Source organism: Natrinema sp. 1APR25-10V2, from assembly GCF_031626495.1.
Classification (GTDB): Archaea; Halobacteriota; Halobacteria; order Halobacteriales; family Natrialbaceae; genus Natrinema.
The window spans coordinates 68,115-82,606 of the sequence record NZ_JAMQOJ010000004.1 but is presented as its reverse complement, the minus strand read 5'-3'; the positions used below and the strand labels follow the sequence as shown (position 1 = coordinate 82,606).

General features: G+C 66.1%; 15 protein-coding genes. 4 read left to right on the top strand and 11 right to left on the bottom strand.

Translation table 11 applies throughout. The annotated features are described in order from the left end of the window. Positions 1–17: 17 nt before the first annotated feature. From NDO75_RS13380 to NDO75_RS13345, 8 genes are all read right to left on the bottom strand, one after another. Positions 18–1,130: an ABC transporter substrate-binding protein gene (locus NDO75_RS13380; protein WP_310906910.1), complete on the bottom strand. Its 1,113-nt coding sequence runs from the start codon at positions 1,128–1,130 to the stop codon at positions 18–20. 43 nt (positions 1,131–1,173) lie between these two features. Then, positions 1,174–2,031, bottom strand: coding sequence for an ABC transporter ATP-binding protein (locus NDO75_RS13375; protein WP_310906909.1), 858 nt, complete (start codon positions 2,029–2,031; stop codon positions 1,174–1,176). Further along, a complete protein-coding gene (locus NDO75_RS13370; protein WP_310906907.1) occupies positions 2,031–3,140 on the bottom strand; it encodes an iron ABC transporter permease in 1,110 nt (369 codons plus the stop codon). The genes NDO75_RS13375 and NDO75_RS13370 overlap by 1 nt, the downstream gene beginning before the upstream one ends. Before the next feature lie 112 nt (positions 3,141–3,252). Beyond that, complete coding sequence (locus NDO75_RS13365; RefSeq protein ID WP_310906906.1) at positions 3,253–3,618, bottom strand: cupin domain-containing protein; 366 nt, start codon at positions 3,616–3,618, stop codon at positions 3,253–3,255. A 47-nt stretch (positions 3,619–3,665) separates the two neighbouring features. After that, on the bottom strand, positions 3,666–4,217 hold the full coding sequence (locus NDO75_RS13360; RefSeq protein WP_310906905.1) for a hypothetical protein: 552 nt from the start codon (positions 4,215–4,217) through the stop codon (positions 3,666–3,668). 45 nt (positions 4,218–4,262) lie between these two features. Continuing rightward, entirely contained in the window at positions 4,263–4,538 is a 276-nt protein-coding gene (locus tag NDO75_RS13355; protein WP_310906903.1) for a hypothetical protein, read from the bottom strand. A 128-nt stretch (positions 4,539–4,666) separates the two neighbouring features. Then, entirely contained in the window at positions 4,667–4,861 is a 195-nt protein-coding gene (locus tag NDO75_RS13350) for a cold-shock protein (RefSeq protein WP_005554588.1), read from the bottom strand. A 110-nt stretch (positions 4,862–4,971) separates the two neighbouring features. Then, complete coding sequence (locus tag NDO75_RS13345; RefSeq protein ID WP_310906897.1) at positions 4,972–5,190, bottom strand: hypothetical protein; 219 nt, start codon at positions 5,188–5,190, stop codon at positions 4,972–4,974. Positions 5,191–5,524: 334 nt separating this feature from the next. Between NDO75_RS13345 and NDO75_RS13340 the strand changes: the two genes are divergently transcribed. The 3 genes from NDO75_RS13340 to NDO75_RS13330 all read left to right on the top strand — a co-directional run bounded on the left by NDO75_RS13340 (position 5,525) and on the right by NDO75_RS13330 (position 10,220). Then, the gene (locus tag NDO75_RS13340) at positions 5,525–5,989 is read left to right on the top strand and encodes an Lrp/AsnC family transcriptional regulator (RefSeq protein WP_310906896.1); all 465 of its coding nucleotides are present in this window, start codon (positions 5,525–5,527) and stop codon (positions 5,987–5,989) included. Positions 5,990–6,256: 267 nt separating this feature from the next. Continuing rightward, positions 6,257–7,756, top strand: coding sequence for a proton-conducting transporter membrane subunit (locus NDO75_RS13335; protein WP_310906895.1), 1,500 nt, complete (start codon positions 6,257–6,259; stop codon positions 7,754–7,756). After that, the gene (locus tag NDO75_RS13330; RefSeq protein WP_310906894.1) at positions 7,746–10,220 is read left to right on the top strand and encodes a DUF2309 domain-containing protein; all 2,475 of its coding nucleotides are present in this window, start codon (positions 7,746–7,748) and stop codon (positions 10,218–10,220) included. The genes NDO75_RS13335 and NDO75_RS13330 overlap by 11 nt, the downstream gene beginning before the upstream one ends. Positions 10,221–10,253: 33 nt before the next feature. On the opposite strand, the gene NDO75_RS13325 is transcribed toward NDO75_RS13330, so the two are convergent. Then, complete coding sequence (locus NDO75_RS13325) at positions 10,254–10,955, bottom strand: carbonic anhydrase (protein WP_310906893.1); 702 nt, start codon at positions 10,953–10,955, stop codon at positions 10,254–10,256. 134 nt (positions 10,956–11,089) lie between these two features. Between NDO75_RS13325 and NDO75_RS13320 the strand changes: the two genes are divergently transcribed. Beyond that, a complete protein-coding gene (locus NDO75_RS13320; RefSeq protein ID WP_310906892.1) occupies positions 11,090–12,106 on the top strand; it encodes an NADP-dependent oxidoreductase in 1,017 nt (338 codons plus the stop codon). A gap of 504 nt (positions 12,107–12,610) precedes the next feature. On the opposite strand, the gene NDO75_RS13315 is transcribed toward NDO75_RS13320, so the two are convergent. Together NDO75_RS13315 and NDO75_RS13310 are read right to left on the bottom strand one after the other, a co-directional pair. Next, the gene (locus NDO75_RS13315; RefSeq protein WP_310906891.1) at positions 12,611–13,405 is read right to left on the bottom strand and encodes an ABC transporter permease; all 795 of its coding nucleotides are present in this window, start codon (positions 13,403–13,405) and stop codon (positions 12,611–12,613) included. After that, positions 13,405–14,421 carry an ABC transporter ATP-binding protein gene (locus tag NDO75_RS13310; protein WP_310906889.1) on the bottom strand — a complete coding sequence of 339 codons (1,017 nt, stop codon included), beginning with the start codon at positions 14,419–14,421 and terminating at the stop codon, positions 13,405–13,407. Before NDO75_RS13310 ends, NDO75_RS13315 begins: the two co-directional genes overlap by 1 nt. Between the last annotated feature and the right edge of the window lie 71 nt (positions 14,422–14,492).

The window sequence follows — 14,492 nt, the reverse complement described above, 5'->3', positions numbered from 1 at the left end:
ACTCGTCCGTCCGACGCTCAGAAATCTCCGGTGACGATCGACCCGACTCGCTCCCGGTCGAACAGCTCCTCGTCGCCAAATTCGTCGGGGTAGAGCCCTCGAGCCGCCCGCTCGAGCTGGAAGAGGTGAACGATCGGCCCCTGGTAGGTCATGCCGCCGTAGATCACCCGATCGTTCTGCACTGCTCGGAGTTCGCTCGCGACGTCGTGGTCGCGCATGAACGAGACGATGCCCCGCTCGAACGCCGACTCCGGGACCGCGCCCTGCTGCCTGATCGCGATGACGTCGGGATCGATCTCGAGCAGCGTCTCGTAGTCGATGGTGCTGCCGGTTGCCTGCGCGTCGCCGACGCCGTTCGCCGCGAGCGCTCCCTCGACCCGCAGATCGGTCCAGTGTTTGGACTGGGTCCCCTCGTCGATGCGGTACGGATAGAACGCTTCCGGCTCGGCCGACTTCGGGACGAGGACCGCGACCTCGGGTCGCTCGTCGGGGAGTCGCGAGTGGACGTCCGTCAGCACGTCATCGTGGAGGTTCGCGAACGCCTCGTAGCGCGCTCGCTCCTGAAACACCTCGGCGATCTTCTCGAAGGCTTCGTAGAGGCTGTAGCGCGTGTAGCCGTGCCAGTCGTAACTGGCCGAGAAAATCGTGTTTCCGACGAACGGCCCGACGGTCTCCGTGATTTCGTCGACGTCGTCCCGACTCCACCCCAGTCGGTTGATCATGAAGTTGGGATCGACGACGTGAACGTCCGCCTCGAGTTCGTAGAACATCTCTTTGTCGGTCCCGCCGTCCCAAAGCTGGGTCAGATCGGCGGGGTCGACAGCGACGCCAGGCAACTCCTCGTAGTGGTGGGCGGCGTACCGGCTCCGAAGTCCGATTGCCGCCAGTCCGTCGCCCTGACCGAGCGCCACGCCCATGTCGGCGTAGTCGCCCGTGAACGCGAGCCACGTCTCCGGAACGGCGTCGAACTCGACGGTTCCGACCGGTTCCATAGTCACCGAGTACGCCCTGTCGCCGTCGCCGTCGCTATCCTCGTCGGTACCGAGGCAGCCGGCGGTCGTCCCGAGTCCGGCGATCGCCGCACCCGTCTTCATTACGGTCCGTCTCGTCCGTCGCGGTCCGTTCGCCATCAGATTTTAGGCTGACCTAAAAATACAAAACTGTTCCGATCGATCACTGATCCGGCAGTGCTCGCTTCGGCAACACCTGTAATTCGGGCTCGTACTCCACGGTCGCTTCCACGCCGAAGACGTCGGCGAGCAACTGTTCGGTCACGACCTCTTCGGGCGGCCCCCAGTCGTAGAGTTCGCCGTCGCGCATGGCGACCAGGTAGTCCGCGAAGCGGGCCGCCTGCGCGATGTCGTGGAGGATGACCGCCACGGTGACGCCCTTTTCCTCGTTCAGCTGGCGGATCGTCTCGAGGACGCGGAACTGGTGGTGGACGTCCAGAAACGTCGTCGGCTCGTCGAGCAACAGGACGTCCGTATCCTGTGCCAGAACCATGGCGATCCAGGCCAGTTGCTTCTGCCCGCCGCTCAGCTGTCCCAGTTCGGCGCTCCGAAGGTGTTCGATCCCGGCGAGCTCGAGCGCGCGCTCGACCGCCCTGCGGTCGTCGTCGCCGACGCTGTCGAAGAAGCCCCGATGGGGGTAGCGGCCGTGGTAGACGAGATCTTCGACGCTGATCGAGCTCAGCGAGTCGTTCTCCTGTGAGAGAACGCCGAGTTCGCGCGCCAGCTCCTTCTGGCCGAACGAGTCGAGTTCGTCGCCGTGGATCCGGACCGTCCCCGTGTCGGGCTCGAGGTGGTTCGAGAGCGCCTTCAGCAGCGTACTCTTCCCGCTGCCGTTCGGGCCGACGAGCGCAGTTACCGCCTCTTCGGGAATGTCGAGGCGGGCGCACTCGACGACCGGCTCCTCGCTGGTCGGGTAGCTCACCTCGAGGTCGTCACCGACGAGTGCGCTCTCGACGGCGACATCGTCGCCGTCAGTGATCCGGTTCGGTTCGTCGCTCGAGTCCTGCTGTGTGCGTGCCATTATAGTTCACCCATCGACTGCTGTTTGCGCATCAGATAGAGGAAGTACGGACCGCCGACCAGCCCGGTCACGACGCCGACCGGGAGCTGCGTGCCGGGGATCGCGAGGCGCGCGCCGACGTCGGCGACGACCATCAGCGCGGGGCCGGCGAAGAGACAGCCGATGACCAGCCGTCGGTAGTCGCCACCGACCGTGTTTCGGACGATGTGAGGGACGACGAGCCCGAAGAAGCTGACGATGCCGGCGACGGCGATCGCGACGCTCGCGGCCAGGATAGCCACGACCGAGAGGAAAAACCGGGTCCGTTCGACGCGCATGCCGAGCGACCGGGCGGTGCGCTCGCCGAGCATCAAGACGTTCAGCTGTCGTGCGCCGCCGATCGCGATCCCGATCGAAATGATCGCCGGCAGAACCGCGATTCGGACTTCGTCCCAGCCGGTGCCCGTGAGCGATCCCGTGAGCCAGGCGATCGCCGTCTGGACGACGCCGAGATCGTCCGCGAAGAAGAACAGCCCTTGCTGGAGCGACTGGAAGACCATGTTGACGATAACGCCGGCGAGGACGAGTCGAACGGGGCTCGTACCGCCCTTCCAGGCGATCGCGTACACGGTTAGGAACGCCACCGCACCGCCCACGGTCGCGACCAGCGGTAACAGATGTGCGAGCCCGCTGAAGACGATCAACGTCGCCAGAACGGCAAAGCCCGCGCCGGAGCTGACCCCCAGCACGAAGGGGCTCGCGAGCTCGTTGCGGGTTACGGCCTGAAAGATCGCGCCGGAGACCGCGAGCGTCGCGCCGGCGATGATCGCGACGAATACCCGCGGCAGCCGGAGGCTCCAGACCACGATGCTGCCGGTGCTCATCTCCGGGGTCTCGGTTCCGAGGAGGAACGCCGACCACGCGTCGAGACTGAAGATCACTTCGGGGTTGAACACCGCTCGCCAGGCCTCGAGGAACGTCATCGAGTACTCGCCGAAACTCACCTGAATCAGCCCGGCGACGACGGTCACGACCGTACTCGCCAGACAAAAGAGGACGAGCGTCCCCGTGACCCATCCCTCTCGCTCGCGAGTGGACGTCTGCTCACCGACCGACTGCGCTTCTGCCATCACGTTTAGGTGTGCCTAAAAGACGTTTAGGTGTTGCGGTTGCGAGACGACGTGACAGCGGTTCGCAACGCCGTCTCGCATCCGACAGGGGAGACACCGAGGACTCCGATCGTCACTCGAGCAGCTGAATCTCGTCGTCCCCGTTCGGCACGACGCAGATGAACGCGCCGGGTTCGTCGCCATCGTTTCGGTACCAGTGGACCGTCCCGGCGGGAATGAACAGCGAGTCGCCTGCCTCCACCTCGTACACCTCGTCGCCGATACCGACCGTATACTCGCCCTCGAGGACGTACTGCTCGTGCTCGACGTCGTTCGTGTGTTTCGGTACCTCGCCGCCGGGCGCGAGCGTGAACCGCCGAATCGCGAAGTTCGGCGCACCGTGGTCGTCGGCGATCAGCACGCCCTTCTCGAGGCCGTCGGCGGCGTCGACCGGTTCGTACTCGATCTCGTCGTCGCGTCGGACCTGTGGCTCCGTCATGGTCTCGAGTCGGTGGCGGATCACCAAAACGGTCCGGGTCGAGGCCGTCACGGTTCTCGAGCGGCCAGCGCGAGGAACCCGACCCCGAAGCAGCCGGCTATCAGTGCGACGTACGAGAGGATTACGCGTGCGTCGCCCCCGTGTTCGAATCCGAGAAACGCAGCACCGACCGCGCCGACGAGCGCGCCGACGCCGAAGACGGCGAGAACGACGCGTTCGGTCCCGCTCTGTCGGGTCGTCCGCTCCGTCTCGCTCGCGGCGGCCTCGAGCAACGGTCGGGCCTCCTCGTAGACGTCGCGAGGCCGCGTCACGTACCCGGGTGCCGTCACCCCTCGCGTCTTGGTCGCGTACGACAGTCGGAGCACGACGGCTTCGATCGCCGGCACGCGGTAGGCGCGAACGGCCGCGAGTTCCTCGAGATCGAACGACTGGCCGTTCACGCGAACCGTGCCGGCCACGGGATCGATCTCGCCGTGGGAGGTCAGCGGCTGCATGCCGACCGATGTCCCGAACAGGACGGCGAAGAACAGTGCGAACGGTGCCAACGGAGACACTGCGACCGAGCCGACGATCGCGACTACACCGGCGAGGACGCTCACCGCTGCGGGGAGCGGCCGGAGCCGGTCGTACCCGGTTCGGTCCGCTCAGGTCCCCACCGAGGAGCGAGCCGTCTCGTCGTCGACAAGCGGGAGCAAGTACAGTAGCGAGAACGGGCCGCCGATCAGCAAGACCAAGACGAGCAGTGCGAACTGCTCGTACGCGCCGTTTGCGGCGGAGAGAACGAGCGCCGCGACGCCGAGGGCGACCACGAGTAGTGCCATCCCGCCGAAAAAGCCGACCTGCAGGTACTGACAGACCCGACCGAGCGTCGATTCCGACGTGCGGCGCGTCCACGTGATCGCGTCGGATCGATCCGCCATTACCGGCGCTACGTATCAGTAAAATATGAATTTCCCGAACGAGGGTGTATCAATCCGCGATCGACACAGCTTCCGCTCAGGGGTAGTAAAATACTGCAGTCAAGTGCCGATACCGTTACGAATCCGCCTTACAGGCGCTCGACGTTCGTCGCGCGCGGGCCCTTGGGGGCCTGCTCGATGTCGAACTCGAGCTCCTGTCCTTCTTCCAGGTCCGGGCCGCCGATGTCTTCCATGTGGAAGAACACGTCGTCGTCCGCGTCCTCAGTCTCGATGAATCCGTAGCCGCCAGTGTCGTTGAAGAAATCAACGGTTCCTTTCGCCATTGCTTCTAAAGAGAACGGGTCGGGACTGATAAACCCTCCGACTCGGAACGGGCCCCGAGTCCGGCAGTTACGCGCCGTCTGGGGCCGATTCACCGGGAGAACGCGGGTTATCAGAAGCTGTCGCCATCCTCGAGTCGCTGGACGGAGATCGAGATGAAGTACACCAGCATGAACAGGAAAAAGCCGCCCGAGAGTCCGACGAGTTCGATCGTCCCGACGCCCGCGGGATTGAGCAGGGCGAACGCCGCGAGGCCGACGACGAAGACGGCGATGATGAACGCCCCGAACGCGTAGTAGAAGCCGAGGTCGGACTCGAGGTATCCGCGCATAGGTGGGGGTTTCTCCGGGGACTGCAAAACGTTATCGACACAGTCTAGCAGCCGATTTCGGCGGACAACGGGAGATTCGCTTCGAGACGGTCACTCGGTGAACTGCGTCGCGGTCTCGCCTCGTCGCTTCCCAGCGGATCGGGCGCACACCTCGCCGTCACCTCGAATGGCGGACGAGGAGTCGAGGCGACCCGTCGATGGGGTCCGACGGCCTCAAGACGTGCACTCCTCTCCTGTCGAGCACCGTGACCGGTTCGGGACCGCGACGCGTAGCCGGGAACGAGAGGGGTCCTCGGCCGAAGTTCCTTGTACCTGCGCTGGGGATAGGAAACGTATGACGGAGTACGAGCTCGACGCGATCGATCGGGAGATACTCTACGCGCTCCAGGAGGAAGCCCGGAACCTCTCGTCCAGCGAGATCGCCGATCGGACCGAGGCGTCCTCGAGCACGGTCCGCAAACGCATCCAGCGGTTGGAGTCCGAGGGAGTGATCAAGGGCTACAGCGCGAACATCGATTACACGAAGTCCGGGTACCCCATTCGCATGCTGCTGTTCTGTACCGCCCCGATTCCGGACCGGAGTGAGTACATCGACGACATCCTCGAGATATCCGGCGTCGTCTCCGTCCAGGAACTGGTCACGGGGGAACAGAACCTGCTGGTGACGGTCGTCGGCAAGACGGACCGGGACATCACGCCGATCGCCCAGGAAATCTCGGACCTGGGACTGACGATCACCGACGAGGTGCTCGTGCGCAGTCAGCGATCGACTTCGTTCGACACGTTCTCGTCCCAGTGACCGATTTTCCACGGCTCGACGTCTAATTCCGGGATATGCGGCGATCGAGCACTGCTCGTCGCTCGTTCGTCTCCGTCCGTTTCGTTCGAGTTCCAGCGGTTGTTATTCTCTCACAAACTAGGTGTCGAACGATTTGTTCGAACCGAAGCCTATAATAACCGCTCTGTTCACATACAGAGTGGAGACGACCAGTTCACGCAAAGGTTGCCGCCAACGGCTCGCCGTGACGGGAGCGTGCCTGTGCTGGTCCGAGCACGAAATCGAAGCATGAGCGGTGAAACAGCACCAACGGACGACGACGGCGTCGCACAACTCTCCGAACCGACGACATCGACCTCGCTCGTTCCGCGAGCGTCGACATGGGCAGTCTGGGCGCTGTTCCTCTGTAGTATCGGCGTCCTCGTACTGGCGGCCCGGCGGGGCGCCGTCTTCGAGGTCGCGGGATACCTCCGCGTCGACGGGCTGACGACGGTGCTGTGGACCGTGGTCACCTTCTTCAGCGGGATCGTCCACAGCTATTCGCGTCGCTATATGGCCGGCGACCGGTATCTCGACCGCTTCTACTACCGGGTTTTCGCCTTTACCCTCGCCGTCGCAACGCTGGCCGCGGCCGACCACGTCGCGCTGTTCGCGGCCGCGTGGCTGGCGATGGGACTGTTAATGGCCTCGCTCATCGGGCACGTCCGCGACTGGGAGCAGGCCCGAGCCGCGGGCGCCCTCGCCCGCCGCTATTTCCTCGCCAGCAGCGCGGTGTTGGCCGCCTCGCTGGCCGTCCTCGTCTGGGCCACGGGCGCGACCTCGATCAGCGGAATATTCGACGGCCTCGAGTCCGTCTCGCGGACGACGGGACTCGTCGCCGCTGGGGGGCTCGTCCTCGCGGCGATCATTCAGTCGGCGCTGCTCCCCTTCCACGGCTGGCTGTTATCGTCGATGACGGCGCCGACGCCGGCCTCCGCCCTGATGCATGCCGGGTTCGTCAACGCGGGCGGGGTACTGCTGACCCGGTTCGCCCCGGTGGTCGGCGACCATCTCGCCGTCATGTCGGCCATCGTCGTCCTCGGGGCGATCAGCGCCCTTCTGGGGCAGGCGATGATCCTCGTCCAGTCGAACGTGAAGCGCGAACTCGGCTGCTCGACGATGGCCCAAATGGGCTTTATGATCCTGCAGTGCGGGCTCGGCTTCTTTGCGGCCGCGATCGCGCATCTCATCCTGCACGGCTTCTACAAGGCCTACCTCTTCCTCTCGTCCGGGGCCGGTGTCGAGCAAACGGTCCCGAAGACCGCCGACCGAACCCCTCTCGGCTTCCCGGGAATCGCCGTCAGTCTGGTGACGGCCGTCGGCGGCGGCGTGCTGTTCGGCGTCCTCACCGGGAAGGTGACGAGCCTCGAGCCGAACAGCGGGACCGTCCTGACGCTCGTGGTCGTGTTGACGACGCTGACCGCGGCGCGGGACATCCTCCGGCGGTCGACCCTGCCGACGGCGCTCAGGTACGTCAGCGTCCCGCTGGTCGTGTTGACCGCCATCGGCGGCTACGCCGTTGCATTCAACGCCGTCTCGACGATGCTCTCGGGCGTGCCGATGACGTACGTCTCGACGGAGATGACCGCCGCCCACTACCTCGTCGTCGGCCTGTTCGCCGTCGCCTATCTCGCGGTCGAACTCGGCTGGCTCCGCTCGAGCGAGCGCCTCTACGTTGCCCTGCTGAACCTCTCGAAGCCCGACCCGACGACCCTGCTGACCGACACGGAGGACTACCATGACGTCTGAACGAACCGACGACCAGCGCCGCATCGAGGAGAGCATCGACCGCGCGGCCGACCGTATCGGCTCGGTCTGGCCGCTGCACTCGTTCGTCACGGCCAACCCTCTCTCGGGGTTCGAGGACGAACCGTTCCACCGGGCCGTCGCGGAGGGCCGGCGGCTGTTCGGCGGCCGCGGCTACCCGCACCCGTCAGTCTTCCGTCGAGCCTGGGAGGACGGCCGGATCGATCCCGACGTACTGGACGCGGAACTCGAGGCTCACGGGATCGACCGCGACCCGGAGACGCTGCTCGAGGAGTTGGCCGAGACCGAAGCGCAGCGCCGCGAGACCGAGACCGACGACGCGACGGCCGAGGTCGACCGCGTGCTGTCGAAGTGGCTCGCCGCCTTCCTCGACGAGGGCGAGGCGAAGTGGCCGATGCCCAACCGCGAGGCGGGCTTCTACGCCGCGTGGCGCGGGGTCGCGCCCCACGATGGTGACGTGCCCGGCTGCGACGACGCCGACGACCTCCCCGAAACGGCGACCGCGGCGCTCGAGTCGGTCCTGGGCGACTACCCCGAGGGGCGCTGGGTCGACATCCTGGAACGCCACCTCGCGGCGCTCCCCGGCTGGAGCGGGTTCGTCAAGCAGCGAGCCGACGACGCCGATCCGTGGCAGGAGCGGTATCCGATCACACTGGTGGAGTACCTCGCGGTGCGCCTGACGCTGGCCGATCTACTGGACGCCCCGATCGACCCCGACGATGGGGACGGCGAGACTACGACCGCCGTCGGGACCAGCGATACGGACGACGCGGACGAGCCGCCGCTCCCGGAGATCTGGCTGACCGCCTGGGAGAAGAGTTACCGGCGTGAACTGCTCGAGGGGATCGACGACTCGGTAACGGATCCGTCGGCGACCGACGACGGCGAGCGGCCGGCCGCACAGCTCGTGTTCTGCATCGACACGCGCTCGGAAGTGATCCGCCGCCACATCGAAGCGCAGGGTCCCTACGAGACCCACGGCTACGCGGGTTTCTTCGGGGTGCCGATTCGCCACCAGGGGTACGACGCCCGCGCCGAGGCCGACGCCTGTCCGCCGATCGTCGAGCCGGAACACCGCGTCGTCGACCGCCCCGTAGACGAGGCGGTGACCGCCCACGACCGCTGGAACGGGCTGGTGAGCGCGGCCCGGAAACACTTCAAGACGCTCAAGACGAACCTCGTCGCCGCTTTCGCGTTCGTCGAGGGTGCCGGCAGCGCCTACGGATCGGCGATGGCCGCCCGGACGCTGTCACCCTCGGCGATCGCCAGACTCGGCGACGCCGTCGACGAGCGGGTGCCGAGCCCCCACGAGGTCTGTGCGCCGGCGATCGATTACGACGAGTACGACGACCGCGACCACGCCGATCACGACCTCCCGCAGGGGATGAGCCACGAGGAGAAGGTCGGGTACGCCCAGACCGCCTTCGAGCTCATGGGATGGACGGAGTTCGCCCGGCTGGTCGTCTTCACGGGCCACGCGGGCGAGACGACGAACAACCCGTTCGACTCGAGCCTCGACTGCGGCGCCTGTGCCGGGAACCCCGGCGGCCCGAACGCCCGCGTGCTCGCGGCGATCTGCAACGACGAGGACGTGGCGGCGACCCTCCGCGAGCGCGGCTTCGGGATCCCCGAGGACACCGTCTTCCTCGCGGGCGAGCACAACACGACGACCGACGAGATCACCCTCTTCGATAGCGACGTCCCCGAGAGCCACGCGGCCGACCTCGAGCGGTTGCGCGAGGACCTCGAAGCGGCCCGCGCCGGCGCCGCGGCCGAGCGCACCGCGTCAGGGAGCGAGAACGCCGCTGTCGAGGAGGTCGAACGCAAGGCGGCCGACTGGGCGGAGGCCCGCCCCGAGTGGGGACTGGCCGGCAACGCCTCCTTCGTCATCGGGCCGCGCGACCTGACCGCGGACCGCAACTTCGACGGGCGCGCGTTCCTCCACTCCTACGACTGGACGACCGACCCCGACGGCGACGCGCTCGAGGCGATCTTCGCGGGTCCGTTGGTCGTCACCCAGTGGATCAACAACCAGTACTACTTCGCGACGGTCGACAACGCCGTCTACGGCAGCGGCTCGAAGGTCACGCAGAACCCGGTCGGCAACGTCGGCGTCGTCCAGGGCAACGGCGGCGATCTGATGACCGGTCTCCCGCTGCAGTCGCTGAACGTTGACGACGACCGCCCGTACCACCAGCCGCTGCGACTGACGGCGGTGGTCCACGCGCCGGTCGAACGCGTGACCGAGATCCTCCGCGAACACGAGAACGTGCGCACGCTGCTCGAGAACGACTGGATCGGCGATCTGACCGTCGTCGACGCCGAGCAGGAGAACGCGGTCTTCCGCTACGCGGGCGACCTCGAGTGGGAGGCCGACGCCGAGGTCGAAGCGATGGCGGAAACCGAGTCCGCGGCGCCGACCGCACCGACGGCGGACGACGACTGAGCCGCGCCGGCAGCAGCGCTCGTTTTCCACCGCCTATCCGTCGTAGAGGAGGCTCCGCTGTGCCACTTCGTACCCGTCCGGAACCCGCTCGGCGAGCGCGGCCTGATCGGTCTCGCCGTCGACCGCGACGAGATACGTGCGACCGGACTCGTCACCGTAGACGCCCTGAAAGTCGTAGACGAAACCGTAGACGGAGACGCCGTCCGGTACCTCGTCGGCCTCGCACAGCGAGCGCACCTGATAGCCGACGTTGTACTCGACCAGCTGGTTGATCACCCGCTCGTCGTCGGCGTCGATCAGATCGCTCTCGAGGGCCTCCTCGATAACGGGGACGAGCTGGTCGACCCACTTGTCGACGCCCTGGGGCCCCGGCGGTTCTTCGCCGATCGCGACCTGATAGGCGGCAGTGACGGCGCCACAGCCGGTGTGGCCGACGACGGCGACGACGTCGGTTCCGGTGTGGTGGATTGGATAGAGGATACCGCCGTCGACGATCCGCTCGCCGTCGTCCTCGTCCCAGATCTGGTTCCCGATATTGCTCGGCGTGAAGACGACTCCCGGCTGCTCGATACCCCACATCCCCTCTTGTGAGACCCGCGAGTCGGAGCAACAGATCGCGACGACGTTCGGGTGCTGCTCCGTCTGAACTTCCGCGAAGTAATCGTCCGGGAGCGCCTCGACGTGGCGCTGGTTGCCAGCGAGCAGCTTCTCGAGGATATCGCGATCGGTAGCCATACCTGACGTACCCGAACGAAGAACAAAAAGGTTCGATCCGTCGGGACGACCGACGACGAACGCCGGCTCGGTCCCGGTTCTCCGCGGAGTTCCGCGAGCCCAATATTCACTTACCCGGGAGACTATGGGAGGGTATGGCAGAAACCAGGCAGTGGCAACTCGCAAGCCGTCCCGTCGGCGAACCGACCATGGAGAACTTCGAACTCGTCACCGTCGACCGGCCCGAACCGGGTCACGGCGAGGTTCTCGTGAAGACGCTGTACCAATCGGTCGACCCCTACATGCGCGGCCGGATGCGCGACGCCGAATCGTACGCCGAGCCCTGGGACGTCGGCGATCCGATGAAGGCCGGCGTCGTCGGCGAGGTCGTCAAATCCGAGGCCGACGAGTTCGACGCGGGCGACGTCGTCACCGGCGACCTCCTCTGGGCGGAACACGCGGTCGCCGACGCGGACGAACTCCAGCGGGTAAACCCGGAACTCGGCCCCATCTCGACGGCGCTGGGCGTCCTCGGGATGCCCGGCGTAACCGCCTACTGGGGCCTGCTCGACGTCGGCGACCCGAATCCCGGTGACACGGTCGTCGTCTCCGCCGCCGCGGGCGCGGTCGGCTCCGTCGTCGGCCAACTGGCTCGGATCAACGGCGCGCGCGTGGTCGGCACCGCCGGCAGCGACGAGAAGATCGACTGGCTCACCGAGGAACTCGGCTTCGACGCCGCGATCAACTACAAGACGACCGACGACCTCTCGAGCGCCGTCGCCGAGGCTTGCCCCGACGGGATCGACGTCTACTTCGACAACGTGGGCGGTCCAATCACGGACGCCGTCTGGCCTCGCCTGAACGAACACGCTCGCGTCGCGGTCTGCGGCCAGATCGCGCTCTACAACGAGACCAGCGTCCCGACCGGGCCCCGGAAACTCGCCCAGCTCATCCAGACCCGCGCGAAGGTCGAAGGGCTGCTCGTCAGCGATTACGAGAACCGCTGGGGCGAGGCGCTCCAGCGCCTCTCGAAATTCGTTCGGAACGACGAGATCCGTTACCGCGAGAACGTCGTCGAAGGCTTCGAGAACGCACCCGATGCGTTCCTCGGCCTGTTCGAGGGCGAGAACATCGGGAAGCAGTTAGTGAAAGTCGCCGACCGAGACGAGTAACGGTCGATCGAGCGCCAGGTCGAAGCGCACACGTTCTCTTCTATCGCGACTAATCGAAGCGCGAACCGATACCGAATCGAACCGCGACTACGCGACCTGATAACGTTGTGCGCGTATTGAGCGAGATAGATAGCGGTGATGGAGACGAAACGAAGCGTCCTACTATCGTGGCAACAGGGGATTTCCACGTCCTCCCCAGCCGATTTCTGTTCACGGGCGCTGCGGGACGGTTCCACCGTCCCGACAGTCGCGGCGCGTTGCGCCGCGCGCTGCCCGTTCGCATGGTTCGCGGGACCGTCGGTCCCGCGCTAACGTTCGCTCCCGCTGGTCACCCACTCATCCCTCGCACACTATCGTCGACCGCCCTCACTGACGTTCGGTCGGCCGACAGCGCGCGCCACCGTTGCGGGTAATCGGGTCGGAGTGGTACAGAGCTCCTCTCTCGATCACGCGGTGTATCCTCGTTTCACCAGAAAATCGTGGGGTCGAACCATCGGGCCCTCGTCAGTCGGTCAGCCCGTAGCCGATTTCGAACAGGTAGACGTCGATCGCGACGACGATCGCGGTGAGGACGGTCAGCGCGGCGAGCGACGCCAGCGGGACGATATCGGCGTAGCCGGCCGGCGCGACCTGCACGAGATCGGAGTAGCCGAGAAAGCCGTAGCGCACGCTGTCGACCATCAGTACCATGGGGTTCAGCAGCGACACCTGCTGCCAGATTCCCGGGAGCGTCTCGAGCGAGTAGAACACCGCGCCGAAGAACACCAGCGGGCGGATGATGAACTGGTTCATCACGGTGAGATCGTCGAAGTCACGCGCCACGAGGCCGCCGATGATCCCGAAGCCGGCGAACAGCGCCGTGATGATGACTAGCGTGGCGATCAGGTAGAGCGGATGTTTCACCGAAATCTCGACGAACGCGCGGCCGACGCCGGCGATGATGACGCCGACGATGATCCCGCGGACCGCGCTGGCACCGACGTAGGCGACGACCATCTCGGCGTACGACAGCGGCGAGGTCAGCGTCTCGTGGATGTACTCGTTCCACCGGCCGTGGAAGATCGAGAACGAGGCGTTCTCGAAGGCGTTCGAGATCGCCCCCAGCACGATGAGGCCGGGCACGATGAACAGGATGTAGCTGAAGCCCGCGATCTGGTCGATCCGGCCGCCCAGAATCACCCCGAAGACGGCGAAGTAGAGGACGTTCGTGATCGCCGGCGGCATGAACGTGTTCTTGGGCCGCCGGACGAACCGCAGGATCTCGCGCCGGAAGAGCGCGCGGAAGCCGACCGACAGCATCAGGCGACCCCCTCCTGTTCGCGTTCCCGCTCCCCGTCGCGGTTCGCCGGCGGTTCGTCGTCAGTTCCCGCGCTCTCCGCTGAGGACCGAGTTACGGTTCGGTCTTCGCTTCGCGTCAGATCCACGAAGATCTCCTCGAGCGACGTTCTGGTGATCTCGAGGTCGGCGATCTCGTACCCCATCGCTTCGAGATCGTTGAGCAGGCGCGGCGCGATCGAGCCGCCGTCGTCGACGCGCACCTCGAGGCGGTCGCCCGAGACCGTCGTTTCGTGTGCGTACGCGCCGAGGGCGGGCGCTGTGGCGGGGGACGACTCGAGTCCCACGGCGACGGTGTCGGTGCCCCGCTGTTTCAGTTCGTCCGGAGTCGCGACGGTCACCTTCCGGCCCTCGTTCATGATCGCGACGCGGTCGCAGAGGCGCTCGGCCTCCTCGATGTAGTGAGTCGTCAGCAGAATCGTCGTCCCCTCGTCGTTGAGTTCGGTGACGAGCTCCCAGAGGTCGTGGCGCAACTGAACGTCGACCCCCGCAGTGGGTTCGTCCAGAATCAGGAGGTCGGGATCGGTGACGAGGGCTCGAGCGAGCAGTAATCGGCGTTTCATCCCGCCGGAAAGCCAGTCGAAGCGCTCGTTGCGCTTGTCGTAGATGCCGACGCGTTTGAGGACCTCGTCGGCCCGCTCGGCGGCCTCGTCCTCTGGAATTCCGTGGTAGCCGGCCTTGTGCATCAGGACTTCGCGGATCGGGAAGAAGCGATCGACGTTGAACTCTTGCGGCGCGAGTCCGATTGCGTCGCGGGCCTGCTGGTAGTCGTCCTCGACGTCGTGGCCGAAGACCCGCGCCTCGCCGCCGGTCTTGCGGACCAGGCCGACCAGCGTGTTGATGAACGTCGTCTTGCCCGCGCCGTTCGGGCCGAGCAGGCCGAAGAACTCTCCCTCATCGACGGTCAGCGATAGCTCCTGCAGGGCGCGTAGATCGCCGTACTCCTTCACGAGGTCGACGGTCTCGATGGCCGGTGGCATCGCCCCAGCCTCGGCCCCGGCGGCGGTTAAGAATAGTGGTAGCGGCACGCAAGACACCCGCTTCGTTGCGA

Coding starts and splice junctions, on each gene's coding strand:
- NDO75_RS13310 (WP_310906889.1), bottom strand. CDS start 14,421: ATGCCACCGGCCATCGAGACCGTCGACCTCGTGAAGGAGTACGGCGAT.
- NDO75_RS13370 (WP_310906907.1), bottom strand. CDS start 3,140: ATGGCAGAAGCGCAGTCGGTCGGTGAGCAGACGTCCACTCGCGAGCGA.
- NDO75_RS13315 (WP_310906891.1), bottom strand. CDS start 13,405: ATGCTGTCGGTCGGCTTCCGCGCGCTCTTCCGGCGCGAGATCCTGCGG.
- NDO75_RS13380 (WP_310906910.1), bottom strand. CDS start 1,130: ATGGCGAACGGACCGCGACGGACGAGACGGACCGTAATGAAGACGGGT.
- NDO75_RS13350 (WP_005554588.1), bottom strand. CDS start 4,861: ATGGCGAAAGGAACCGTTGATTTCTTCAACGACACTGGCGGCTACGGA.
- NDO75_RS13355 (WP_310906903.1), bottom strand. CDS start 4,538: ATGGCGGATCGATCCGACGCGATCACGTGGACGCGCCGCACGTCGGAA.
- NDO75_RS13325 (WP_310906893.1), bottom strand. CDS start 10,955: ATGGCTACCGATCGCGATATCCTCGAGAAGCTGCTCGCTGGCAACCAG.
- NDO75_RS13345 (WP_310906897.1), bottom strand. CDS start 5,190: ATGCGCGGATACCTCGAGTCCGACCTCGGCTTCTACTACGCGTTCGGG.
- NDO75_RS13340 (WP_310906896.1), top strand. CDS start 5,525: ATGACGGAGTACGAGCTCGACGCGATCGATCGGGAGATACTCTACGCG.
- NDO75_RS13365 (WP_310906906.1), bottom strand. CDS start 3,618: ATGACGGAGCCACAGGTCCGACGCGACGACGAGATCGAGTACGAACCG.
- NDO75_RS13320 (WP_310906892.1), top strand. CDS start 11,090: ATGGCAGAAACCAGGCAGTGGCAACTCGCAAGCCGTCCCGTCGGCGAA.
- NDO75_RS13335 (WP_310906895.1), top strand. CDS start 6,257: ATGAGCGGTGAAACAGCACCAACGGACGACGACGGCGTCGCACAACTC.
- NDO75_RS13375 (WP_310906909.1), bottom strand. CDS start 2,031: ATGGCACGCACACAGCAGGACTCGAGCGACGAACCGAACCGGATCACT.
- NDO75_RS13330 (WP_310906894.1), top strand. CDS start 7,746: ATGACGTCTGAACGAACCGACGACCAGCGCCGCATCGAGGAGAGCATC.